The 19,757-nt window shown below is 65.0% G+C and carries 18 protein-coding genes; 12 read left to right on the forward strand and 6 right to left on the reverse strand.

The window, feature by feature from the left end; translation table 11 throughout:
- Positions 1–183: 183 nt before the first annotated feature.
- From AC628_RS35895 to AC628_RS35915, 5 genes are all read left to right on the forward strand, one after another.
- Entirely contained in the window at positions 184–2,499 is a 2,316-nt protein-coding gene (locus tag AC628_RS35895; RefSeq protein WP_074131414.1) for a bifunctional salicylyl-CoA 5-hydroxylase/oxidoreductase, read from the forward strand.
- A complete protein-coding gene (locus AC628_RS35900; protein ID WP_074131415.1) occupies positions 2,496–3,275 on the forward strand; it encodes an SDR family NAD(P)-dependent oxidoreductase in 780 nt (259 codons plus the stop codon). The genes AC628_RS35895 and AC628_RS35900 overlap by 4 nt, the downstream gene beginning before the upstream one ends.
- Positions 3,276–3,286: 11 nt before the next feature.
- Positions 3,287–4,126, forward strand: coding sequence for an enoyl-CoA hydratase family protein (locus tag AC628_RS35905; RefSeq protein WP_074131431.1), 840 nt, complete (start codon positions 3,287–3,289; stop codon positions 4,124–4,126).
- A gap of 1 nt (position 4,127) precedes the next feature.
- Positions 4,128–4,523, forward strand: a complete 396-nt coding sequence (locus AC628_RS35910) for a RidA family protein (RefSeq protein ID WP_074131416.1) — start codon at positions 4,128–4,130, stop codon at positions 4,521–4,523.
- A 329-nt stretch (positions 4,524–4,852) separates the two neighbouring features.
- The gene (locus tag AC628_RS35915; protein WP_074131417.1) at positions 4,853–6,094 is read left to right on the forward strand and encodes a flavin-dependent oxidoreductase; all 1,242 of its coding nucleotides are present in this window, start codon (positions 4,853–4,855) and stop codon (positions 6,092–6,094) included.
- 187 nt (positions 6,095–6,281) lie between these two features.
- Here the strand turns inward: AC628_RS35915 and AC628_RS35920 are convergent, their stop codons facing one another.
- Positions 6,282–6,713 (reverse strand): cupin domain-containing protein, encoded by a 432-nt coding sequence (locus tag AC628_RS35920; protein ID WP_074131418.1) that lies wholly within the window; start codon positions 6,711–6,713, stop codon positions 6,282–6,284.
- Positions 6,714–6,818: 105 nt separating this feature from the next.
- On the reverse strand, positions 6,819–7,985 hold the full coding sequence (locus AC628_RS35925) for an ABC transporter substrate-binding protein (protein WP_074131419.1): 1,167 nt from the start codon (positions 7,983–7,985) through the stop codon (positions 6,819–6,821).
- 314 nt (positions 7,986–8,299) lie between these two features.
- Between AC628_RS35925 and AC628_RS35930 the strand changes: the two genes are divergently transcribed.
- The 4 genes from AC628_RS35930 (at position 8,300) to AC628_RS35940 (ending at position 11,416) form a co-directional block, all read left to right on the forward strand.
- The gene (locus AC628_RS35930; protein WP_050627813.1) at positions 8,300–8,794 is read left to right on the forward strand and encodes a MarR family winged helix-turn-helix transcriptional regulator; all 495 of its coding nucleotides are present in this window, start codon (positions 8,300–8,302) and stop codon (positions 8,792–8,794) included.
- A 3-nt stretch (positions 8,795–8,797) separates the two neighbouring features.
- Positions 8,798–9,154 (forward strand): alpha/beta hydrolase family protein, encoded by a 357-nt coding sequence (locus AC628_RS45650; protein ID WP_245321500.1) that lies wholly within the window; start codon positions 8,798–8,800, stop codon positions 9,152–9,154.
- Positions 9,108–9,611, forward strand: a complete 504-nt coding sequence (locus AC628_RS45655; RefSeq protein ID WP_245321501.1) for an alpha/beta hydrolase — start codon at positions 9,108–9,110, stop codon at positions 9,609–9,611. The genes AC628_RS45650 and AC628_RS45655 overlap by 47 nt, the downstream gene beginning before the upstream one ends.
- A gap of 161 nt (positions 9,612–9,772) precedes the next feature.
- On the forward strand, positions 9,773–11,416 hold the full coding sequence (locus AC628_RS35940) for a benzoate-CoA ligase family protein (protein WP_074131420.1): 1,644 nt from the start codon (positions 9,773–9,775) through the stop codon (positions 11,414–11,416).
- Between the two features lie 164 nt (positions 11,417–11,580).
- On the opposite strand, the gene AC628_RS35945 is transcribed toward AC628_RS35940, so the two are convergent.
- Positions 11,581–13,194 carry an MDR family MFS transporter gene (locus AC628_RS35945; RefSeq protein ID WP_074131421.1) on the reverse strand — a complete coding sequence of 538 codons (1,614 nt, stop codon included), beginning with the start codon at positions 13,192–13,194 and terminating at the stop codon, positions 11,581–11,583.
- Positions 13,195–13,202: 8 nt separating this feature from the next.
- Complete coding sequence (locus AC628_RS35950) at positions 13,203–14,387, reverse strand: HlyD family secretion protein (RefSeq protein WP_074131422.1); 1,185 nt, start codon at positions 14,385–14,387, stop codon at positions 13,203–13,205.
- A gap of 158 nt (positions 14,388–14,545) precedes the next feature.
- Between AC628_RS35950 and AC628_RS35955 the strand changes: the two genes are divergently transcribed.
- Positions 14,546–15,256: a TetR/AcrR family transcriptional regulator gene (locus AC628_RS35955; RefSeq protein ID WP_074131423.1), complete on the forward strand. Its 711-nt coding sequence runs from the start codon at positions 14,546–14,548 to the stop codon at positions 15,254–15,256.
- Complete coding sequence (locus AC628_RS35960; protein WP_143201991.1) at positions 15,256–15,678, forward strand: DUF6841 family protein; 423 nt, start codon at positions 15,256–15,258, stop codon at positions 15,676–15,678. The genes AC628_RS35955 and AC628_RS35960 overlap by 1 nt, the downstream gene beginning before the upstream one ends.
- 118 nt (positions 15,679–15,796) lie before the next feature.
- Here the strand turns inward: AC628_RS35960 and AC628_RS35965 are convergent, their stop codons facing one another.
- Positions 15,797–17,494, reverse strand: coding sequence for an ATP-binding protein (locus AC628_RS35965; RefSeq protein ID WP_074131425.1), 1,698 nt, complete (start codon positions 17,492–17,494; stop codon positions 15,797–15,799).
- A 147-nt stretch (positions 17,495–17,641) separates the two neighbouring features.
- On the reverse strand, positions 17,642–18,568 hold the full coding sequence (locus AC628_RS35970) for a LysR family transcriptional regulator (RefSeq protein ID WP_074131432.1): 927 nt from the start codon (positions 18,566–18,568) through the stop codon (positions 17,642–17,644).
- 155 nt (positions 18,569–18,723) lie between these two features.
- On the opposite strand from AC628_RS35970, the gene AC628_RS35975 reads away from it, so the two are divergent.
- The gene (locus AC628_RS35975) at positions 18,724–19,755 is read left to right on the forward strand and encodes a class 1 fructose-bisphosphatase (RefSeq protein ID WP_502689816.1); all 1,032 of its coding nucleotides are present in this window, start codon (positions 18,724–18,726) and stop codon (positions 19,753–19,755) included.
- The last annotated feature ends 2 nt before the right edge of the window (positions 19,756–19,757 follow it).

Below are 19,757 nucleotides of genomic sequence, written 5' to 3' on the forward strand. Positions count from 1 at the left end.
GCGCCGGGGCCGCAGCTTATTTCAACAACAAAGGTCTGGGGTTATGGGTCCCTGCTTTCGCAGGGACGACAGCCGTGGGCGTGGCGCATCCCGCCCTTGACAATTATTTTAAGTATAAAATAATATGCCTCGCCGGCTACGGGAGGAACCAGCCCGTTCTGCCGAAGCCAACGGGAGAACGCCATGCGCATCGTTTGCATTGGAGGCGGGCCGGCCGGGCTCTACTTCGGCATCCTGATGAAGATGCTGGATCCCACGCACGTGATCTCCGTGGTCGAACGCAACCGGCCCTACGACACGTTCGGCTTCGGCGTCGTGTTCTCGGATGCGACAATGGACAACATGCGCAAATGGGATCCGGTCACCGCTGACACGATCGAGCAGGCCTTCAATCACTGGGACGACATCGAGGTCCTGATCAAGGGCCGGCGGATGCGCACCACCGGGCACGGCTTCGTCGGCATCGGCCGCAAGCGGCTGCTCAATATCCTGCAGGCGCGTGCCGAGGAACTCGGCGTCGAACTGATCTTCGAGCGGGAGGTGAATTCCGACCTCGAATTCCCCGACGCCGATTTGATCGTGGCGTGCGACGGCGTGAATTCGAAGGTTCGCGTCAAATACGCCGAGACCTTCCAGCCCGACATGCTGATGCGGCCGAACCGCTATATCTGGCTGGGTACCAACCGTCCCTTCGACGCCTTCACCTTCGACTTCCGCAAGACCGAGCACGGCTGGTTCCAGGCGCACATCTACAAGTTCGAGGAGGGCGCGGCGACCTTCATCGTCGAGACCACCGAGGAGGTCTATCTCGCGCACGGCCTCGACAAGATGGAGCAGGGCGATTCCATCGCATTCTGCGAGAATGTGTTCAGCGAGATCCTTGAGGGGCATCATCTGGTCTCCAACGCGCGGCATCTGCGCGGCTCGGCCTGGCTGTCGTTCCCGCGGCTGATCTGCGGCAAGTGGACCGCGTTCAACGGTAACAGCCATGTCGTGCTGATGGGCGATGCCGCCCACACCGCGCATTTCGCGATCGGTTCGGGAACCAAGCTGGCGCTGGAAGACGCGATCGAGCTGACCAACCAGTTCAAGATCCACGGCGCGACCAAGGACAGCATTCCCGCGGTGCTCAAGGCTTACGAGGAGCTGCGCCGCGTCGACGTGGCGCGGATCCAGAACGCCGCACGCAACGCGATGGAATGGTTCGAGGTGGTCGGCTCGCGCTATGCCGACACGCTCGAGCCCGAGCAGTTCATGTATTCGCTGTTGACCCGCTCGCAGCGCATCAGCCATGAGAATTTGCGGCTGCGCGACAAGACCTGGCTCGAAGGCTATGAGCGCTGGTTCGCCGAACGCAACGGCGTGCCCGCCACCAACGACCGCGTCACGCCGCCGATGCTGACGCCGTTCCACATCCGCGGCCTGTCGCTGCATAACCGGATCATCGTCTCGCCGATGGCGATGTATTCGGCGGAGGAGGGCGTGCCGAGCGATTTCCACCTCGTGCATTTCGGCTCTCGCGCGCTCGGCGGCGCAGGTCTGCTGTTCTCCGAGATGACCTGCGTCTCGCCGGAGGCGCGGATCACACCCGGCTGCTGCGGCCTGTGGAATGATGCGCAGGCGGCAGCCTACAAGCGCATCGTCGACTTCGTACATCGCAATTCGGCGGCGAAGATCGGCATCCAGCTCGGCCATGCCGGCCGCAAGGGCTCGACCCGCGTTGCCTGGGAGGGCATGGACGAGCCGCTGCCCGACCACAACTGGCCGCTGGTGTCGGCCTCATCGGTACCTTACCTGCCGGACGGTCAGGTGCCGGAGCCGATGAGCCGTGCCGAGATGGACGAGGTGCGCGAGCAGTTCGTTGCCGCCGCGAGGCGCGCCGCGAGCGCGGGCTTCGATATCCTGGAGCTGCACTGCGCCCATGGCTATCTGCTGTCGAGCTTCCTGTCGCCGCTGACCAACCGCCGCACCGATGCGTATGGCGGATCGATCGAGAACCGCGCGCGTTATCCGCTGGAAGTGTTCCGCGCCGTCCGTGCGGTGTGGCCGGAGGACAAGCCGATGTCGGTCCGCCTGTCCTGTCACGACTGGGCCGAGGGCGGCAACACGCCCGAGGACGCGCTCGCCTTCGCAAAATTGTTCAAGCAGGCCGGCGCCGACCTGATCGATTGCTCGTCGGGCCAGGTCTGGGCCGACGACCATCCGATCTATGGCCGGCTCTACCAGACGCCGTTCGCCGACAAGATCCGCAACGAGGTCGGCATCGCCACCATCGCAGTCGGCGCGATCTCGGAGGCCGACCACGCCAACTCGATCATCGCCGCCGGCCGCGCCGATCTCTGCGCCATCGCGCGGCCGCATCTCGCCGATCCGGCCTGGACGCTGCACGAGGCCGCCAAGATCGGCGTCAAGCAGATCGCCTGGCCGAAACAGTATCAGTCGGGCAAGTCGCAATATGAGGCCAATCTCGAACGCGCGGCCGCGGGAGGGAAGGCATGATGAAGTTTTGGCCCAACGCACATGCGCTGGTGACCGGTGCCGGTTCCGGCATCGGCGCCGCGACGGCGATCGCGCTCGCTAAAGCCGGCGTGCGCGTCAGCATCGCCGGACGCCGGATCGATGCGTTGAAGGCGACCGCGGCGTCGCTCGGCAAGCAAGTGGGCGCCGTCGTTTCGATCGACGTGACCGATGAAGGTGCGGTGACCAAAGGCGTCGCGCAGATTGAGGCCGAGGCCGATGCGATCGATATCCTCGTCAACAATGCCGGCAAGGCCGGCAGCGCGCCGTTCGACAAGACGAGTGCGACGCTGTGGGCCGATATGCTGGCTAGTAATCTCTCCAGCGTATTCCTTGTCACGCACGCGGTGTTGCCCGGGATGGCGCAGCGCGGCCGCGGGCGCGTGATCAATGTCGCCTCGACCGCCGGCCTCACGGGTTACGCGTACGTCTCGGCCTATGTCGCGGCCAAGCACGGCGTCGTCGGCCTGACCCGCTCGTTGGCGCTGGAATATGCACGGCGCGGCGTCACCGTGAATGCGGTCTGCCCCGGCTATACCGATACGCCGCTGGTGGCGGATGCCGCCGCCAACATCGTCGCCAAGACCGGCCGCAGCGAGCAGGAGGCGCGGGCCGCGCTCGCCAAGGTCAATCCGATGCACCGGCTGGTCACGCCGGAGGAGGTCGCCGACGCCATCCTCTGGCTTGCCTCCGAGGGTGCATCGTCAATCAACGGACAAGCCGTCGCGATTGCCGGCGGCGAAGTCTTTACCGGGTGAAGGAACAGATCATGTCCGAGATGAAAGCAAAGCTCCGGCCGTTCAAGGATTACCCCGCAAAACATTTCCGCTGGCAGGCGGATGCGAGCGGCCGTGTCGCGACCATTACGCTGAACCGGCCGGACAAGAAGAATCCGCTGACCTTCGAGTCCTACGAGGAGCTGCGCGACCTCTTCACCAACCTCAAATATGCCTCCGACGTTCGCGCCATCGTGTTGACCGGCGCCGAGGGCAATTTCTGCTCCGGCGGCGACGTGTTCGAGATCATCGAGCCGCTGACGCGGATGGCGATGCCGGACTTGCTCGCCTTCACCCGCATGACCGGCGAGGTGGTGCGCGCGATGCGCAAATGCCCGCAGATCATCGTCGCCGCGATCGACGGCATCTGCGCCGGGGCCGGCGCGATGCTGGCGCTGGCGTCTGACCTCAGGCTGGCGACGCCGCAAGCCAAGACCGCGTTCCTGTTCACCCGCGTCGGCCTTGCCGGCGCCGACATGGGCGCGTGCGGTCTGCTGCCCCGCGTGATCGGGCAGGGCCATGCCGCCGATCTGCTCTACACCGGGCGCGCGATGAGCGCCGACGAGGGCTTTGCGTGGGGGTTTCACAACCGTCTGGTGCCGCCGGCCGAGCTTGCCGCTGCCGCGCAGGAGTTGGCGCGTTCGCTCGCGGATGGACCGTGGTTCGCGCATGGCGTGACCAAAACGATGTTCAACCAGGAATGGGCGATGGGCGTCGACGAGATGATTGAGTCCGAAGCGCAGGCGCAGGCGATTTGCATGGTCTCCGGCGATTTCCGCCGCGCCTTCGAGGCCTTCGCCGCCAAGCAGAAACCCGCGTTCGAGGGCAATTGAGATGATCGAGATCCTGCAACCGGAAGGGTGGGCGAAGCCGATCGGCTACGCCAACGGCATGGCCGCGCGCGGCAAACAGATCTTCATCGCCGGCCAGATCGGCTGGAACGGGCAATGCGTGTTCGAGACCGACGATCTCGTGGCGCAGATCGGCCAGACCCTGCGCAACATCGTCGCGGTCGCTGCCGCCGGTGGGGCCGGTCCGGAGCACATCGTGTCGATGACCTGGTACCTCGTCGACCGCAGGGAATATTCCGCGCGGCTGAAGGAGATCGGCTCCGTCTATCGCGACGTGGTCGGCCGGCGCTTTCCGGCGATGACCGCGATCCAGGTTGCCGGCCTGATCGAGGACCGCGCGAAAGTGGAAATACAGGCGATCGCGGTGGTGCCGGATTAGTGGGATGGCGAACTGCAGATTCCGTCATCCTGAGGTGCGAGCCTTGCGGCGCAATTGCGCCGCTGGGCGAGCCTCGAAGGATGCACGGCCCGGTCGGTGCCCGTCGACTCTTCGAGACGCGCGTTCCGCGCTCCTCCAGCGACAAAGGCGAAGCCTTTGCGCGGGGGTGACGGTGATGGATGGAAATGCGCTGTGAGAACGTTAATCCTAAGCCAAAGCAAGGCAGGCCGGTCTGAGGCCCGGACGACAAACCCGCTTGCGGCCGGACAAGCGGGCGTGCGACCCTAAGCCAAAGCATAAAACGTCCTGTTGTGAGTGGAGTAAGGACGATGAAGGCGATTATCGTCGGAGGCGGAATCGGAGGCCTCACCACTGCATTGATGCTGCGCTCGCGCGGCATCAGTTGCGAACTGTACGAGCAGTCGGAGACGATCCGCGAGCTCGGCGTCGGCATCAACACGTTGCCGCATGCGATCCGCGAACTGGCGGGGCTTGGCCTGCTCGACAAGCTCGACGAGGTCGCGATCCGCACCTATGAGCTGTTCTACCTGACGCGGCATGGCCAGCAGGTCTGGCACGAGAAGCGTGGGCTCGATGCCGGCCATGACGTGCCGCAATTCTCGATCCATCGCGGCCGCCTGCAAGGCGTGATCCATGAGGCCGTGATCGACCGGCTCGGCGCGGATGCAATCCGCACCGGCTGCCGGCTCGGCTCGTTCACGCAGGACGAGGGCGGCGTCTCGGCCTATTTCTTCGATCGCAGCGGAGCCCATGTGCACACCGCGCGCGGCGATATCCTGATCGGCGCCGACGGCATCCACTCCAAGGTGCGCGAGACGCTGTTCCCGGGTGAGGGCGGGCCGTGCTGGAACGGGCTGATGCTGTGGCGCGGCGCCACCGACTGGCCGGCCTTCCTGACCGGACGCTCGATGATCATTGCCGGCGGGCTGAACGCCAAGGCGGTGATCTATCCGATCGCGCCGGGCTCGAGCCCGGCGAGCCGGCTCACCAATTGGGCGGTGCTGGTGCGGATCGGCGACGGCACTTCGCCGCCGCCGCGCCGCGAGGGCTGGTCCAATCTCGGCCGGCGCGACGAGATGATGCCCTATGTCACGAGCTTCACGATCCCGCAGGTCGACTTCACCGGATTGGTCAACGCGACGCCGGAGTTTTGGGAGTACCCGTGCTGCGACCGCGATCCCTTGCCCTATTGGTCGAGCGGCCGCGTCACGTTGCTCGGCGATGCCGCGCATCCGATGTATCCGGTCGGCTCCAACGGCGCGTCGCAGGCGATCCTCGATGCGCGCTGCCTCGCCGACATGCTGGCGCGATCGGAGCATCCGCGCCAGGCGCTGGCGGCCTATGAGCGGCAGCGGCTGCCGATGACCGCCGACATCGTCGCCTCCAACCGCCGCGGCGGACCGGAGGGCGTGATCGACGCCGTCGAGCAACTCGCGCCGCAGGGCTTTACCGACGTCGACACCATCCTCAATTACGAGGCGCGCGAGGCGATCGTGCGCGGCTATGCCGCCAAGGCCGGCTTCGCCGCGCGCGTGGTGGCGCGGCAGTAGCGGGCAGTATCTGACCCGTCACCCCCGCGCAACGGCTACGCCGTTGTCGCTGGAGGAGGCCGCAGCGCGGCCGTCTCGAAGGGTCGACGGCCACCAGCGGGGCCGTTCATCCTCGAGGCTCGCCCAGCGGCGCAAGTGCGCCGCAAGGCTCGCACCTCAGGATGACGGGGAGAGACCTGCGCCTACGCTACGCCGGAGGCGGCGGCAGGAAGTGGATGTTGTGCTCGGCGGCGAGCCGCACCACGTCGTCCGGATTCTGCTCCTTCATGTTGTGGATCGCCCAGAACAGGTCATAGAGCCGGCGCGTCGGCGACACCCAGAACAGCGTCTTGGCCGTCTGCTGCGACTTGTTGAAGATGCCGTGCGGCTTGCCCATCGGCAGGCGCACCAGGTCGCCGGGCGTTGCGGATTCATCGGCACCGTCGAGCATGAAGTCGAGCTTGCCCTCGAGGATATAGAGATACTCGTCCTGGTCGGGATGGATGTGCGGCGGCACGAAGGTGCCGGGCGGGAAGGTGGCGTGCCAGGAGAACGAATGCTCGGTGCGGCTCTTCGGCACGTAGGTCTGGCCGAGGATGCCCCAGGAAATGCCCTGGATGCCCTCATTGGCGCGGGTGATGCCGGCCGGCGATCTCGTCTTTCATCGTCATGTTTCCCTCTCTTTTGTTTGACGCGCTTTCTTCGCGCGAACCGGTGTCCACTTTGCTTGAAAACGCTTTGCGACTTACTTGGCGGCGCAGTCCTTGGCGTAGCGGTCGCCATAATTCGAAAACACCTTTTCGACGATCTCGGTCTGGAATTTGCCGTCCGGCCGCTTCGCGACCTTGGTGAGGTAGAAGTCCTGGATCGGATAGCCGTTGTTGTTGAACTTGAAGTTACCGCGCAGCGAGGGGAAGTCGGCCTTCCTCAGCGCAGCGGCGACCGCGTCCTTGTTGGAGAGATCACCCTTCACCGCCTTCACGGCGCTGTCGATCAACAGCGCCGCGTCATAGGCCTGCATGGCATAGGTGCCGGGCACGCCGTTGTAGGCCGCCTCATACGCCGCGACGAATTTCTTGCTCCTGACATTGTCGAGGTTGGGCGCCCAGTTGGCGCCGCCGAACATGCCGACCGCGGCGTCCTGCTGCGCGGGCAGGGTGGATTCATCGACGGTGAAGGCGGAAAGCACCGGCACGGTGGCGCCGGCCTGCTTGTACTGCTTCACGAGGTTCACGCCCATGCCGCCCGGCATGAAGGTGAACAGCGCGTCCGGCTTCTGCGCGGCGATCTTGGACAGCTCGGGTTGGAAATCCAGCGTGTTCAGCGGCGTGTAGGATTCCTCTGTTATCTCGCCCTTGTAGTCGAGCTTGAAGCCTGCGACGGAGTCGCGGCCGGCCTGGTAGTTCGGCACCAGGAGGTAGACGCGCTTGTAGCCGCGGTCCTGCGCCACCTTGCCGAGGATCTCGTGCACCTGGTCGTTCTGGTACGACGTCACATAGAAGAACGGGTTGCACTCCTTGCCGGCATAGCTCGAGGGGCCGGCATTCGGGCTGATCAGGAAGGTCTTGCTGTCGGTGACCGGGCGGTGGATCGCCAGCAGGATGTTGGAGAAGATCGGGCCGACCACGAAATCGACCTTGTCGCGCTCGAGCAGGCCGCGCACCTTGACCACGGCGCCGTCGGGCTTCAGCTCGTCGTCGGCGTTGATGATCTCGACATCGCGGCCGGCCATCTTGCCGCCGAGATCTTTGACCGCGAGCGCAAAGCCGTCGCGGACCTGCTGACCCAGCGCCGCGGCAGGTCCCGAGGTCGTCACCAGCACGCCGATCTTGATCTTGTCCTGCGCGGCCGCCGGGGTCGCCGCGATCCCCAGCAGCGCCGCCAATCCCATCAGCTTCGTCAATTGTTTCATGTCGCTCCCCCGATCACAGGCTTGATGCCTTTGTCTCAGCCCAATTGGCTTCTGCTTGTTTGGTCTCAGCTTAGTCCGACGCGCGCGACCGCTGCAAGCGATGTGGCATTGCGTCAGGCCGCCGGTCGTGCAATTCGCAAGTGCTGTCGCACGCCATGCAAGCGCCGCGCCAATTGCTTGAAGTTTAAAGAAATTGCAGGATCGCGCCGGCATTCCCCGCAAGATTCGCAATTGTCCTTGCAGGGCGCCACGAATTGCTTGAAGCTCAAAACAACCGGCCCGACCGAAACCCGCCGCGGAGGCACGATCGCCGCATGATCCTCGATTCCGAAACCAAAGCCGTCGAACTTCCCGACGATCACGGCACCGAGCTCCGGCTGTGGCTGCGGCTGCTGACCTGCACCACGCTGATCGAAGGCGAGGTCCGCAGCCGGCTGCGCGAGAAATTCGACGTCACGCTGCCGCGCTTCGACCTGATGGCCCAGCTCGACAAGGTGTCCGACGGCATGACGCTGTCGGACCTGTCGAAGCGGATGATGGTGTCGAACGGCAATGTCACCGGGCTGGTCGAGCGCCTGGTTGAATCAGGCCACCTCGATCGCCGCACCTCGGAGACCGACCGCCGCGTGCAATTCATCCGGCTGACCAAGACCGGCCGCGCCGAGTTCCGCAAGATGGCGGCCGAACACGAGAAATGGATCGCCGATGTCTTCGGCGACCTCTCGCCGAAGGATATCCGCGAGCTGATGCGGTTGCTTGCCAAGGCCAAGGGCTCGGCCCAGCGCTCGGCCAAGGCGAGGACCGCTTAAGCCGTGACCGGGATCGATTACGAGGTCGAGTACAACAACCGGGCGCGGGTGCCGGAAAACCCGGCGCTGATGGCCGGCTGGGCACGGGACTCCGCGGCCTATCGCGAGCAGCACCCGCCGCGGCGGCTGAGCTATGGTCCGGGCAGCCGCAACGTCATCGACCTGTTCGAGGGCGATCGCGACGGGCCGCTCGTGGTCTTCATTCATGGCGGCTATTGGCAGGCGCTTGACGGCTCGTCATCGAGCCACTGCGCGCGAGGCCTGAATGGCCACGGCATCAGCGTCGCGGTGCCGAGCTATGATCTCTGTCCCAATGTTTCGATCAACGACATCATCGCCGAGATGCGCGGCGTGCCGTGAGCTGGCCAAGCTCGGCCGGCCGCTGGTCGTGTCGGGGCACTCGGCCGGCGGACATCTTGCCGCATGCATGCTTGCGACCGATTGGCCGGCCTATGATGCGTCGCTGCCGAAGGACATGGTCAGGGCTGCTTACGCGATATCAGGCCTGTTCGAGCTCGAGCCGCTGGTCGGCACCACCATCAACAAGGCGCTCGGCCTTGACCGTGACGCAGCACGGGCGGCGAGCCCGCTGCTCTGGACGCCGCCGGCCGGCGCGACTCTCGATGCGGTGGTTGGCGGTGCCGAGAGCGCGGAATATCACCGGCAGAGCCGGACCATCGCCGATGTCTGGGGCAGAGCGGGCGTTGCAACGCGCTTCGGCACTGTGCCCGATGCCAATCATTTCACCGCGATCGCACCGCTCGCCGACCCGGGCTCGGCGATGGTCGCGCGGCTGAAGCAGCTTACACAAATCTGAGTTCGGAGGGGTGCCGGCGCTTTCCACGCGACATCCACCCTTGCGCCAAATTATTTTAAGTATAAAATGATTGGCGATTGGAACGCTGCCGGGCGTCCCCGATATCAGTCGTCTCGACGTTGGTCTTTGGCCTTTCTGGATGGAAAGCGAGGGGCAATCGAATGTCAGGTGAATTTCCCGGGCTCGGCCCATCCGGGCATGTCGACGATTTCGCGCGGCGCAACCTGCCGCCGTCAGAGCAGTGGCCGCAGCTGCTGCTCGAGCGACCCGAATTCAAGTATCCCGACTATCTCAACGCCGCGGTCGAACTGACCGATCGCATCGTCGAGCAGGGGATGGGCGATCGCATCGCGCTGATCGGCAACGGCCGTCAGCGCACCTACAAGGAATTGACCGACTGGTCGAACCGCCTGGCGCATGCGCTGGTGGAGAATTACGGCGTCAAGCCCGGCAATCGCGTCCTGATCCGCTCGGGCAACAACCCGGCGCTGGTCGCGGCCTGGCTCGCGGCGACCAAAGCCGGCGCCGTCGTCGTCAACACCATGCCGATGCTGCGCGCGGGCGAACTGGCCAAGATCGTCGACAAGGCCGAGATCGCGCTGGCGCTCACCGACAGCCGCATCGCGGACGAGTTGGTGGCCTGCGCCAAGACCAGCAAATTCCTCAAACAGGTGGTCAATTTCGACGGCACTTCGAATCACGATGCCGAGCTCGACCGCATCGCGCTGAATAAGCCGGTCAAGTTCGACGCGGTGAAGACCGGCCGCGACGACGTCGCGCTGCTCGGCTTCACGTCGGGCACCACAGGCGAACCCAAGGCGACGATGCATTTCCACCGCGATCTCCTGATCGTCGCGGATGGTTATGCCAGGGAAGTGCTCAAGGTGACGCCGGACGATGTGTTCGTCGGTTCGCCGCCGCTCGCGTTTACATTCGGCCTCGGCGGGCTCGCGATCTTCCCGCTGCGCTTCGGCGCCACCGCGACGCTGCTGGAGAACGCGGCGCCGAGCGAGATGATCAGGATCATCGAGACCTACAAGGCGACGATCTGCTTCACCGCGCCGACTGCCTACCGAGCGATGCTGGCCGCGATGGACAAGGGCGCCGATCTGTCGTCGCTGCGGCTCGCAGTCTCGGCCGGCGAGACGCTGCCGGCGCCGGTGTTCGAGAGCTGGACCAAGAAGACCGGCAAGCCGATCCTCGACGGCATCGGCAGCACGGAGCTGCTGCACATCTTCATCACCAACCGCGCCGGCAGCGCCGTCGCCGGCACCACGGGCACGCCCGTGACCGGCTATCAGGCAAAGATCGTCGACGAAGACATGAACGAGCTGCCTGCGGGCCAGGTCGGCAAGCTCGCGGTTCGCGGCCCGACCGGCTGCCGCTATCTGGCAGACTTCAGGCAGACCAAGTATGTCCGCGATGGCTGGAACATCACCGGCGATGCCTTCGTCAGCGACGAGAACGGCCGGCTGTCCTTCGTAGCGCGCGCCGACGACATGATCATCTCGGCGGGCTATAACATTGCCGGTCCCGAGGTCGAGGCCGCGCTGCTCGGGCATCCCGATGTCGCGGAATGCGCCGTGATCGGCGCACCTGACGAGGAGCGGGGACAGATCGTCTCGGCGTTCATTGTGCTGAAGCAGGGCGCGCGCAGCGACGACGTCGAGGTCAAGCTGCTGCAGGATCACGTCAAGGCGACGATCGCGCCCTACAAATATCCCCGCGCGATCGCTTTTGTCGAAGCGCTGCCGAAGACCCAGACCGGGAAGATCCAGCGCTTCAAGCTGCGCGAGGCTAGCTGAGAGGCGGTGGGCCTATTCACCCCGTCATTGCGAGGAGCGATAGCGACGAAGCAATCCATCCTTCCGCGTATGCTGTGCGATGGATTGCTTCGCTTCGCTCGCAATGACGAGGATAGTTCCGTCATTCTGAGTGGACGGCGGCTTACGGCCGTCGTCCCCGGGGATTAGTGCGCCGCGCCGCCCCCTGCGGTGTTCTTCGGCTTGCCCGTCAGGAGGATCGCGATCGCGGCGAGCACCAGCACGATGCCGATCACGGCAAAGGTGTCGCTGAAGCCGAGTACCAGGGCCTGACGCTTCACGATATTGCCGAGCGCCACGATCGCCTGGTTGTGCGCGGTCGCCGGATCGGAGATGCCGTGGCTCAGGAAGTAATTGGTGACCTCGGCAATCCGTGTGCGCACTTCCTCGCGGCCGAGATCGACGGACTGGCCGATGATGTTGGAGTGGAATTGCTCGCGCTTGGTGACGATGGTCGACAGCAGCGCCGTGCCGATCGCGCCGCCGAGGTTGCGCATCATGTTGGAGATGCCGGAGGCCGCCGGTGCATCCTGCGGAGCGACGCTGCCGAGGCTGACCGCCGACAGCGGCGCCAGCATGATCGCCTGGCCGATCGCGCGGACGATGTTCGGGACGAAGAACTGGTCGCCGGAGTAGTCGAGCGACATCTGGATGTTCATGAAGGACGAGACCGCAAACAGGATCATGCCGGTGAAGGCGATGTAGCGGGCATCGAAGCGCTGCATCAGTTTCGGCACCAGCGGGATCAGGATCAGCTGCGGCAGGCCGGTCCAGGCCAGCACCTGGCCGATCTGCTCGGCATTGTAGCGCTGCACCTGGCCGAGATAGGCCGGCAACAGGTACACCGAGCCGAACAGCGCGAAGCCGACGAATACCGCCGAGATGGTGCCGAAGCCGAAACTCCGCTGGGTCAACAGGCGCAGCCGGATCAGCGGCTTCTCGACGACGAGCTCGATCCAGACGAACAAAGTGAGGCTGACCGCCGCGATCACCGCGAGCTTGACGATGAAGGGCGAGCCGAACCAGTCGTCCTTGTTGCCTTCCTCGAGCACGGCCTGCAGGGATGAGAGGCCGATCGCCATCGTCGCGATGCCGAGCCAATCGCCCTCGCGGAGCAGATGCAACTGCATCGGCTGGCGTTCCAGCGTGAAATAGAGGGTGATGACCATGACGGCGGTCGGGACCACGTTGACGAAGAAGATGGTCTGCCAGCCGTAATTCTCGGTCAGGTAACCGCCGATGGTCGGTCCGATCGCCGGGGCGAACGTCACCGCGAGCGCGAACATCGCGAGGCCGACCGGCTGTTGCGCCTTCGGCAGCTTGGTGAAAACCAGCGTGAAGGCCATCGGGATCAGCACGCCGCCGAAGAAGCCTTGCAGGCCGCGCATTGCGATCATCGACGGCAGGTCGTGGGTGAAGGCACAGGCGACCGAGAAGAGCGCGAACAACGTGGCGAAGGAAATGATGATCTTGCGGAACGAGAACACCCGGCTGAGATAGTCGGTCAGCGGGATCACCACGATCTCGCCGATCAGATAGGACGTCGAGATCCAGGAGCCGTTGTCGACACCGGTTCCGATGCCGCCTTCGATGTTGAGCAGCGAGGCGTTGGTGATCTGGATGTTGAGGATCGCCATGAAGGCGCCGATCATCGCGGCGACGATGGAAATCCAGACGGCCATGCTGGCGCGGTTGGGATCGACCGCTGCGGCTGCTGCGCGAGGCGCCGCAGCCGGGGAGGAGAGCGCGAGATCGGACATGACATCACCTATTTGAAAGAGGCGACAGCGAGCTTGGGAGAGGCGCTGGAGCGCGGGGCTTCAGCGGTTTGCGTTGTGGTGGCGATGGTCGGGATCACCGACATGCCGGGCCGCAGTTCGACTGGCGTCGCGTCGAGCGCGATCTTCACTGGGATGCGCTGCACCACCTTGGTGAAGTTGCCGGTGGCGTTGTCCGGCGGCAGCAGCGCGAATTCCTGGCCGCTGGCGGGCGCGAGGCTGTCGACATGGCCGCGCACCACATGGCCCGGGAACATGTCGACCGCGATCTCGACCAGCTGACCCTTGCGGACATTGGTGAGCTGCGTCTCCTTGTAGTTCGCGATCACATAGGCGCCGGTCGCCGGCACCAGCGACATCAGTTGCGTGCCGGCCTGGACGAACTGGCCGGTGCGCAAGGTGCGGTTGCCGACCACGCCGTCGATCGGCGCGGTGATGGTGGTGTAGCCGAGGTTCAATTCGGCCTGGTGCTGGAGTGCGGTCGCCCGTGCCTGCGACGCGACGGCCTGGGCGATGTCGGCCTTGAGCAACTCCACCTGACGGAGCGCGGAGGCGAGGTTCGCGTTATCGCGGGCGACGGCGGCCTGCGCACTGGCGTAGCGCGACTGCGCCTGCTGGGCGTTCTGCACGCTGCCGAAACCGGTGCCGGCGAGATCAGTGTAGCGCTTGTTCTCCTGCTCTGCAAAGGTCTGGTTCGCGGTATCGACGGCGAGCGTTGCGCGCGCCGCTTCGATCACCGACTGCTGCACGTCGAGCTGCGCGCGCTTGCTTGTGATCGCGGCTTCAGCGGCAGCGACGTCGGCCTTGGCCTGATCGAGCGCGACCTTGAAATCGCGATCGTCGATCCGCGCCAGCATCTGGCCGGCGCGCACATGCTCATTGTCGCCCACCAGCACCGCGCTGAGATAGCCGGAGACTTTCGGCGCAATGGTCGTGTTGTCGGCCTTCACATAGGCGTCGTCGGTCGAGACCTGAAAGCGCCCGACCGTCCAGTAGTCCCAGCCGTACCAGGCGCCGCCCGCGAGGACGGCCAAGGCTGCGCCGGCGAGGAGGAGACGGCGAAGTTTGCCCTTGGCAGCGAGGGGCTTGGCCGTCTCAGGGGCGGCGATCAATTGCTTGGCGGTTTCGGCCGGAACCTGGCTCTCGGCCTTGAAAGAGGTTTCATGCTGGCTCATGGCAGGCGCTCCTGGAAGCTCTATATCCCTCTGGGAAACCTTGTGAATTCTGGTATCGGTTGCCCGGGATAATTAGGAAACTTGATGTTTTCCAAAATAGAGCCCATATTGGGTCTGTCAATAGAATGACAGGCATCATCTAAAAGCATGGCTTGCCGATGAACCGGATTGACAAAGATCAGACTGAGCAAAGCCTGGCTGTGCCGGAACGGCGCGGCCGCGGCCGGCCGCAGCTGCGCTCCGACGACGAAACGCGTGCGCTGATCTATGACGCCGCGCGGCGCGAGTTCTCGGAGCGCGGGTTCGCGGCGGCGAACATCGCCGATGTGGCCTGCCGCGCCGGCGTCTCCACCAAGACGCTCTACCGGCTGATCCCGACCAAGCTGGCGCTGTTCGAAGGCATGGTGACTGACCGGGTGGACCGGTTCGTCTCCATCGTGAATCTCGGCGCCTGCGACGGCCGCAATGTTGCGGCGGCCCTGGAGACCGCCTTGCTGACCTGCGCCGAGCTCATTCTCGATGCCGAGGTCATCGCGCTGCAGCGGATCATCCTGGCCGAGAGCGACAAATTTCCCGACATTGCCGAGACCTTCTACGAGAAGGCCATGCAGCGGACGATCGCCGCGCTGGCGAGCTGGCTCGGCGTGCAGCAGCGGCGAGGGCGGATCGTGCTCGACGATGCCGAAGCTGCCGCAGGCATGCTGCTCGGCATGCTCGTGTTCAAGCCGCAACGCGACGTGATGTTCGGGCACAAGCCCGTGCTGACGCGCAACGAGATCGAGGCACGCGCCAAGGCCTGTGCGGCGCTGTTCCTATCCGGCTGCGCCGCGCCGGCCGACCAGACCAACACGCAGAACGGAGGCGCATGATGCCGGAGCCGGCCGCGACCTACACCGTCGAAGCGCAGATCTCGCGCGACGACCAGGCCAAATGCGAGGATGTGCTGGCGCGCTGGATGGCCGCGCTCAATCGTTATGACGCCGCGGCCATGGACACGCTCATGCACTTCCCGCATGTGCGGATCGCCGGCGGGGTGGTCACCGTCTATCAGCAGAGCGGCAACAATCCGATGGACCTGTTCGAGCGGCTGCGCAAGCAGGACGGCTGGCATCACAGCGCCTGGAACGAGACCAGGCTGGTCCAGTCCTCTCCCGCGAAGGCGCATTACGCCGTCCGCTACACGCGCTATCGCGAGGATGGATCGGTCATCGGGATCTACGATTCACTCTACGTGCTGAGCCTGCTCGGCGGCGCCTGGAAAATCCAGAGCCGCTCCAGCTTCGGTCCCTAAAGCCTGACGAGATTACGCTGAGCTGGAACGGCGTCGATAGTTCACCTCTCCCCAACGGGGAGAGGTGAAGCTAGACCGCGCCAAGCCGATTCAACCAAAACTTATCGCGCTTTAGGCGCTACTTCGCCGCCACCGCCGATGCGGGGGGCTGCGTCAGCACCTGCCGGATCATCCGGGCGAGATCGGCTTTGCGATACGGCTTCGGCAATAGCGTCACGTCGGGGTCGAGACGGCCGTGGTGGATGATCGCGTCCTCGGTATAGCCCGAGGTGAACAGCACGCGCACCGAGGGCAGCCTGGCGGTCACGGCATCGGCCACCTGCCGGCCGTTCATGCCGCCGGACATGATGACGTCGGTGAACAGCACGTCGCAGACGAACCCGTTGTCGACGGCAGCCAGTGCTTCCGGGCCGTTGGCGGTGACCATCGTGCGGTAGCCGAGCTGCTCGAGCTGGGCACTGACGTAATTGCGCACCAGCGGATCGTCCTCGACGACCAGGATGGATTCATGGCCGCCGCGCGTGTCGACCGGAGCAGGTGGCTCGACATCGACCATGTCGCCCATGCTGCGCGGCAGATAGAGCTTGATCGACGTGCCGTGGCCTTCTTCGGAATAAATCTTGAGGTGGCCGTCGGACTGCTTGATGAAGCCGTAGACCATGCTCAGCCCGAGGCCGGTGCCCTTGCCGGTGTCCTTGGTGGTGAAGAACGGTTCGAACACCTTGTCGCGGATGGCCGCGGGGATGCCGCCGCCGGTGTCGCTGACCGCGACCATCACATATTCGCCGGCGCGCACGTCGGGGTTGGCCGCGGCATAGACCTCGTCGAGGATGACGTTGCTGGTCTCCAGCATCAGCTTGCCGCCGTCGGGCATCGCATCGCGAGCATTGACGGCGAGATTGAGCAGCGCGGTCGCCATGTGGTTGGGATCGATGAAGGCCGGCCAGGCGTCGGGCTCGAGCGCAGTATCGATCTCGATCTGCTCGCCGAGCGATGGGCGCAGCAGCCGCGCGGTGTCCTGCACCAGCGTGTTGAGGTTCGCTTCACGCGGTTGCAGCGGCTGCTGCCGCGAGAACGCCAGCAGATGCTTGGTCACCTCTGCTCCGCGGAAGGCGGCGTCGCTGATCATTTTTGTCACCGACGATAGCGCGGCGTCGTGCTCGACGGCCTCGGCGAGGATGTCGATCAGGCCGGTGATGACAGTCAGGATGTTGTTGAAGTCGTGGGCAATGCCGCCGGTGAGGTGCCCGACGGCCTCCATCTTCTGCACCTGGCGCAGCTTCTGCTCGGCTTCGAGCTGCTCGCGGGCGGCCTCGACCTCGCGGGCGCGCATGAAGATCTCGGCTTCCATCCGCTCGGTGCGCTCGCGCAGCCGGTCGGTCAGTTTGTCCTGCTCGGCGCCGCGCTGCTTCAGCTGGATGAAGCCGGTGACGTCTTCGACCCGATGGATGATGTAGATGAATTGCCCGCTCGGCCCGAACACCGGCGTATTGCGCGGGCTCCAGTACTTTTCCTCGAATCCGCCGCCCTCCGACTCGGGCTTGCGGATGTCGTATTTCTGCACCGACATGGTGTCGGGGCGGCGGAATTGGACCACGCGCTCGAGCGAGGCGCGCAGGTTCCGCACGCCGTCAGCGGCCGGATCGTCCGGATTATCGGGAAAGATTTCGAACAGGTTGCGCCCGAGGACCGCTGCGCGCTCGGTCTTGGTGGCGCGCAGATAGGCGTCGCTTGCTGCCACGATACGGAAGTCGGGCTGGGTCAGCACCAGATAAAGGCCGGGCGCCGCCTCGAATAACGCCTTGAAGTCAGGCATCGGCGGGGACTGATTTTGCAGTTCATCCTCCCTCGCAGGGATACGGTCCGCCACTGACCGCACTCAAGATGTGGCACGCGGTTGCCGGAACTTCAATGGTTAACATACGGTACCGGCTCGATTTTCTCGGTCGTGCACGCGTTGCGGCTAGTGCGAATTCGGCAGATAGCGCCAGCCCTCCTTGCCGAGGAAGTCCAGCATCGCTTGCGCGGGCGGCAGCAGGATTTTGTCGGCCCGCCTGATTGCATGCCACTGCCGGACGATCGGCAGGCCCTTCACCTTGAGCACCACCAGCCGGCCGTCCTCCAGCTCGTGGAACACGGTGTGCTGGGAAATGAAGGCGATGCCGAGCCCGGCCATGACCGCCTGCTTGATGGTCTCGTTGCTGTCCATCGCCATGCCCAGCTTCGGCTCAAGTCCGACCCGCTCGAAATATTGCTGCATCAGCATCCGCGTTCCGGATCCCTGCTCGCGGGTGATGAAGGTTTCATTGGCGAGCTCCGGCGGGGAGACGTGCCGTCGCCGCGCCAGCCGATGATCGGGGGCGGCGATGATGAAGTGCGGATGGCGGCCGAGCGGCTTCATCTCGACCTCGACATCGGCCGGCGGCCTGCCCATGACCGCGATGTCGAGATCGTAGCCGCGCAGCGCGTCGCGGATTTCCTCGCGGTTGCCGATCCGCAGCGTCACCTCGATCTTGGGAAAGCGGCGCGAGAACGCCGCGATCGCGAACGGCACGAAGTACTTCGCGGTCGAGACCGCGCCCATCGCGACGCGGCCGCCGCTGCGGCCCGCGATCATGTCGAGCGATTGCTCGCAATCCTTCAGCGCCGCCTCGATCCGCTCGACCAGCGTCAGCACATGTGCGCCGGCATCCGTCAGCGCCATGCCGTCGCCGGTGCGCTGGATCAACGGCAGTCCCGCGAGCGTTTGCAGGTTGCGGAGCTGCAATGTCACCGCGGGTTGCGTCAGGTTCAGCCGGTTGGCCGCCGACGTGATCGAGCCGGCCTCGTGCAGGGTGGAGAGTGCGCGCAACTGGCGAATGGTGAGGTCCCGCGTGAAGTTGCCGGCCATGCCGAGCTCCATAAGAAATACTTTGCCCGGACCAAAGATAATAAAATTTCCCTAATTGGGCAATTCGCGCGTTGATACGGCGAAGGCGACTCCCCTGAGGTCGCCTCTCGACACCTCGGGACAGAGGGCGCGATCAAAGGGAGAGGCCGGTGGAGATTCGTCCTGCATTGCATGCCCATCTGGAGTGGCCGACGCAGCATAGCCCGTTGCGCGCCGCGACCGTTGCGGTGATCGAAGCGCTTGCCGGTGCCGCGATCGAGCTGTCGCGCATCGTTGCCGCCGGGCCGCTCGCCGGCATCGTCGGCGAGAGCGGCGGTGTCAATCCCGACGGCGATCGCCAGAAGACCATCGACATCGTCGCCGACCGCCTGATGCGCGACGCGCTGCGTGCCGCGCCAGTCGCCGCCATTGTCTCGGAGGAGGTCGAACTGCCGGAGACGCTCAATCCGGATGCGTCGCTCTGTGTCGCGATCGATCCGCTCGATGGATCGGCCAATCTCGAAAACAATATCTCGATCGGCACGATCTTCTCGATCCGGCCGAAGGGCAACGATATCATCTCGACCTTCTTCGAGCCCGGCACGGCGCAATGTGCCGCAGGTTGCTTCATCTACGGTCCGCAGACCGTGCTGGTGCTGGCGCTCGACCAGTGCGTCGACTGTTTCACGCTCGACCCGAGAAGCGGCGAGTTCGTGCTGACTGCGCGTGATCTGCGGGTGCCGCAGGGCGCGTCGGAATTCGCCATCAACGCCTCGAACCGGCGGCACTGGAGCGGCCCGGTGCGCAACTACATCGACGACTGCCTTGCCGGGGTGAATGGCGAGCTCGGACAGGACTACAACATGCGCTGGATCGGCTCGTTGGTGGCCGAGGCCTACCGCATCCTGATGCGCGGCGGCGTGTTTCTCTATCCGGCGGATGCGCGCAAGGGTTACCGCGAAGGCCGCTTGCGCCTGCTCTACGAGGCGCACCCCATCGCACTGATCATGGAATGGGCGGGCGGCGCCGCGTCGAGCGGCCGGTCGCGCATCCTCGAACTATCGGCACGGACGCCGCATCAGCGCGTGCCACTCATCATGGGATCGGCGCGCGCGGTGCGCGACGTCGATGCGATCCACCTGACCGTCGAGCCGTTGTTCGAGAGCAGCGATGCCCCGCTGTTCGCGCGGCGCGGCCTGTTCCGCTGAAG

The sequence above is a fragment of the Bradyrhizobium sp. NAS96.2 genome (assembly GCF_001908235.1).
In the GTDB taxonomy this organism is placed as follows: Bacteria; Pseudomonadota; Alphaproteobacteria; order Rhizobiales; family Xanthobacteraceae; genus Bradyrhizobium.

Bases quoted from the DNA above. Each gene is read 5' to 3' on its own strand.
- AC628_RS35895 (WP_074131414.1), top strand. From the start codon at position 184: ATGCGCATCGTTTGCATTGGAGGCGGGCCGGCCGGGCTCTACTTCGGC.
- AC628_RS35900 (WP_074131415.1), top strand. From the start codon at position 2,496: ATGATGAAGTTTTGGCCCAACGCACATGCGCTGGTGACCGGTGCCGGT.
- AC628_RS35905 (WP_074131431.1), top strand. From the start codon at position 3,287: ATGTCCGAGATGAAAGCAAAGCTCCGGCCGTTCAAGGATTACCCCGCA.
- AC628_RS35910 (WP_074131416.1), top strand. From the start codon at position 4,128: ATGATCGAGATCCTGCAACCGGAAGGGTGGGCGAAGCCGATCGGCTAC.
- AC628_RS35915 (WP_074131417.1), top strand. From the start codon at position 4,853: ATGAAGGCGATTATCGTCGGAGGCGGAATCGGAGGCCTCACCACTGCA.
- AC628_RS35925 (WP_074131419.1), bottom strand. From the start codon at position 7,985: ATGAAACAATTGACGAAGCTGATGGGATTGGCGGCGCTGCTGGGGATC.
- AC628_RS35930 (WP_050627813.1), top strand. From the start codon at position 8,300: ATGATCCTCGATTCCGAAACCAAAGCCGTCGAACTTCCCGACGATCAC.
- AC628_RS45655 (WP_245321501.1), top strand. From the start codon at position 9,108: ATGTTTCGATCAACGACATCATCGCCGAGATGCGCGGCGTGCCGTGAG.
- AC628_RS35940 (WP_074131420.1), top strand. From the start codon at position 9,773: ATGTCAGGTGAATTTCCCGGGCTCGGCCCATCCGGGCATGTCGACGAT.
- AC628_RS35945 (WP_074131421.1), bottom strand. From the start codon at position 13,194: ATGTCCGATCTCGCGCTCTCCTCCCCGGCTGCGGCGCCTCGCGCAGCA.
- AC628_RS35950 (WP_074131422.1), bottom strand. From the start codon at position 14,387: ATGAGCCAGCATGAAACCTCTTTCAAGGCCGAGAGCCAGGTTCCGGCC.
- AC628_RS35955 (WP_074131423.1), top strand. From the start codon at position 14,546: ATGAACCGGATTGACAAAGATCAGACTGAGCAAAGCCTGGCTGTGCCG.
- AC628_RS35960 (WP_143201991.1), top strand. From the start codon at position 15,256: ATGCCGGAGCCGGCCGCGACCTACACCGTCGAAGCGCAGATCTCGCGC.
- AC628_RS35965 (WP_074131425.1), bottom strand. From the start codon at position 17,494: ATGCCTGACTTCAAGGCGTTATTCGAGGCGGCGCCCGGCCTTTATCTG.
- AC628_RS35970 (WP_074131432.1), bottom strand. From the start codon at position 18,568: ATGGCCGGCAACTTCACGCGGGACCTCACCATTCGCCAGTTGCGCGCA.